Raw genomic sequence first — 3,925 nt, 5'->3', positions numbered from 1 at the left:
AGCGAGAACTTGATTAAGTTCACAAGGTACATCGTTATATGACTTCTCATTTTTATATCTTGAAGGGGTATACTTTGATTGACGTTTGTTTTCTTGAATTGTCATTGTTTGACTGACTTTCTGTTAATACCGAAAGCAGTTTTGACAACTCAATATGCATTAAATATATTATTGACCGCATAGTACTTTCCTCTATGTATCGGTCAGTTGACCTCACAGACTGAGCTGTGATTCCTATAATCCTCCCTTGAGGTCAATAGCTATGATCAGTAGCAAGAATTCTTATAGGATGTTTCTATTAGTAACCTGATGTTACTTTTAATAATAGTATAGCCCCTCTCAAATGTTTTTAACAGGTCATGAAATGAACACTTTTAAATACCTCTACAACAATCATTCTAACCACTGCCACTTTTTGTACTCCACAAAACACAAGCGTAAATACAAAAAAACCGTTCATCACATGAACGGTAAATATAAAAATATTTTATTCTCCTCCAATTGGAACTGAGATTCCCATCTCTCTAAGTTTTTGGTTACATTCATCGACGGTTAGATGGTAACAGTTTCTTAATAGCATCTTGTAAACACCGTGAAAAACAATAGTATCATCAAACTTACAATTACTCTTATCAATAAGGTCGAAACTAAATGTAGGATATAATTTTAAGCCAATACAAATGGCCATAAGTTTACCTAATGTCTTTTGGTATTCCTTATCTTTTTCCATACGTTGAATAGTTGAAACACTAACAGTTGAGTGTTCTTCCAACTCCTCTCGTGAGAAATCTCTACGTTTGCGGTGATATACCATTGTCCCACAAAAATTCCCCGGTAGCTGTTCCATTACCTCAGCAACCTTTGTATATACTTCCGAAGTGTACTCCGGCACATTTCCAAGTATTTCCTGACTTATGAGGCATTCTGAAAAATCAACTTTAATCTTAAGTTCAGGGTTACTCCCTCGATACATAATGTAATCGTTGAAATCTTTGTACGATAAAGTTCCATCGGTTTGATATCGAACATCAAATGTTAAACAGCATTCATCCATATGTTCGTACGCATAATCAGTCATCTGGTAAATACCTAAATCAACCATCTCTACATACTTTTCATCATTCAAACAAAAATGGGAGTCAACATATACAAAATGCTCTGTATTCATCAAATCCTTAAATTTAGTATTAGTCGCATTAAGCATACAGGCATTATTGAAAGAAATAGTGAACGTTTGACCTTTATTCAATGCCCCAACTTCAAAAGCATAACTTCTGATGTATTCATTGCCTACGTAATTGTAAGTACCTTCAAATTCACTATAGCCTAGTTGTAATAGCCGAATCTTCACAGCCAACCGTGATACTTGGAAGAATTCTGCCAAATCATCAATTACTTGTTCGAACATTAGAGCTTTTTTCTCCTGTTCAAACTCTAATGAGTATTTGACAAAAAACTCTTGAACCATCTGTTTAGTTGCTTTCTTTGGCATTAAAATTCTAGCAGCAATTCCATTTGCTTGCCACTCCATCCAATCATAATCACTCCAAGTAGACGAAGATAATGATGATCTATCACTTTTACTACTACTCAAACGGTGATTATCATCAAAGAGCATCTTATATTCATTGTGATAGCGATGAAGTAGCCAGTGAACGGATTCATGAACAACCGTATTATTATAGCTTCCTTGATTCCGTAAACAAATTACATCGGGGTCTACAAGAATAGTCTTTTCTCTAATCAACTTAGTTTCTGGGATATCCGAATCATAAAATACAACTTCGGTATCTTTAAATACCATCTCACCAAAAACGGAACTGTCTTTTGTTAGTCTCCCTTCAACTTTCGTTAATCCAATATTTGCAAGGTACTCATCAATCGGAAGTGACATCGGAACTTGTAGTGCATCAGGATAGTATTGTTTTAGTATCTCCTCAGCAATGTCATCCATTTCCTTTGCTTTTATATAAGGGACAAATTCAGGACTTAAACCTAAATTAGACCTATCATAATCGGAAGATTCAAATGGGACAACGCTCATTATTTTAAAATCATAAATGCCTTGTTTTAATTTGTACATAACTTTGACTCGTAACCAAATATTACTACTGTCAGATTCATAACCATATTTAGTGTACCCCTTTATTTCAAGGTTTGCAATAACCTGAAGGTCTGAAATAATAAATCTATCTTGAACTTTTCTAGATAAAACCTTTTTGATAGAAAAATCATCCAGTTTTATATAATTAGGGTCTGTTATAGCGTGTGACATAACCGGTATGTCTGACCTATTTCTATTAATGTATCCATCAACAGCTTTGTAAAGTTCATTATAATACCGACTTTCAAGAAAATTTTCAAATGAACGATTTAACATAACTACCTCCTTTGTTAGAATGGTATTTTCTTAATTTTAATATCTTAACATTATTTGGCTTTAAAGCTATATAACTACTTTTTTTTATAATGAGATCTGATATAATTATATTATATAAAAACTAAAATTTAAATCAAAGGAATATCATATGGCTACAAAAAAACAACCTAAAGGTATTATTAATTCTAGTGCAACCTTTCTAGCATACCAACAGTCTATCATCAGCCACCCTAATTATAAAGGTATGCCCGATATTTATAAAGACGATAAAACTATACAGTGGGAAGCTCCATCTAATAGAACAAGCGGTAAATTCCAATTTACTCATGATAAACGCCTTGAGTGGTGGAAAAATAAAGCTAAAGAAATCGGAATTGACGTTCATTCAAATCATTGGATTAGTAAAGTCGCTAAGGAAATTCACCCCACAAAAGAGAAACCTTGCAAAGTCTGTGGCCGTATAATGGATATTCGTTTTTGCTACCTTGGAGTAAATTTAATTAAACGAATTGAAAAGTTGGACTTTTATAACTATGACTTAGAATTAAATAATACCACACATGTAGAAGAATTTATTAAAGATTTCACTGACTTATATGGGGAAAAAGCCTTTGATTCATTACCTCAGTTATTCAAATGTAAACAAATAAACAATATTCCCCATCTTGGAAATGATGCTAATACTTGGTGTGAATGGATACATGACAATTATATCCCTCTAGAACCTAAAAATTTTCTCAGCCCTGGGGCAATGTCAAACGCTCCAGATCGACTAGATGGATTCCATACATTCAATATCTGTTGCCGTAGTAAAGCAGATAAGGGACGTTCAAAAGAGAATCTTGCGTCATACGCAACAGACAGACGAGCTTTTGAACTATGGACTGACGGTAATTGGATTGTTGCTAATAAATTAATGGGGATAGTTAATTCTGACAAGAAAATTCAAACCTTTGGATGTGCAAACAAAGGTTCTACACTGAACACTGACCATTCCAGTACAATTAGCGCTGATCACATCGGACCAATTTCGTTAGGCTTCTCGCATCGTGAAGAATTTCAGTTACTGTGTAACTCTTGTAATAGTGCCAAGAATAACAGAATGTATCTAACTGATGTTGAACATCTAATTGAACAAGAGAAAAATGGAATTAATGTTGTCAGTTGGTACGCTGCACCAATTTGGAACTTATGTAAACATAAAGTAACTGATTCCTCTACTGCACTTCGCTTAAGTCGGATTATGAGAGATAACAGAGGTTTTGCTTTAAGTCTAATTAATTACATATTCGAACAAGGTCATCCTCTCTTTTTGCTTACACTTTTAAATCTTGAATATGCAAACTACACTTATGCTTTAATTGACTATACTGTTTCTGAAAAAAATATTATAACTTCTAGATTCAAGAAAGAAGATAGTAACTTACAATATGTATCAAATCAAAAAGTAAGAAAAATCCGTGTTGCATTTGAATCAATTGTTGAATATGCTAATAAAGATAGTAGAAATATTCTCGAAATTAATGATTCAGAAATTGAAACCCT

At 33.4% G+C, this 3,925-nt stretch carries 2 protein-coding genes; one reads left to right on the top strand and one right to left on the bottom strand.

The features are described 5' to 3' along the window. Positions 1-487 precede the first annotated feature (487 nt). Complete coding sequence (locus tag SORDD24_RS07875; RefSeq protein ID WP_061409345.1) at positions 488-2,380, bottom strand: ImmA/IrrE family metallo-endopeptidase; 1,893 nt, start codon at positions 2,378-2,380, stop codon at positions 488-490. A gap of 148 nt (positions 2,381-2,528) precedes the next feature. Here SORDD24_RS07875 and SORDD24_RS07870 point away from each other — a divergent pair. Further along, on the top strand, positions 2,529-3,925 hold a 1,397-nt coding region (locus SORDD24_RS07870; protein ID WP_081103553.1), incomplete at its 3' end, for an Alw26I/Eco31I/Esp3I family type II restriction endonuclease.

It is taken from the genome of Streptococcus oralis (assembly GCF_001579175.1).
Taxonomy (GTDB): domain Bacteria; phylum Bacillota; class Bacilli; order Lactobacillales; family Streptococcaceae; genus Streptococcus; species Streptococcus oralis_O.
The sequence above is the reverse complement of the archived record's forward strand: the minus strand, read 5'-3'. Positions and strand labels throughout refer to the sequence as shown.

Bases quoted from the DNA above. Each gene is read 5' to 3' on its own strand.
- SORDD24_RS07875 (WP_061409345.1), bottom strand. From the start codon at position 2,380: ATGTTAAATCGTTCATTTGAAAATTTTCTTGAAAGTCGGTATTATAAT.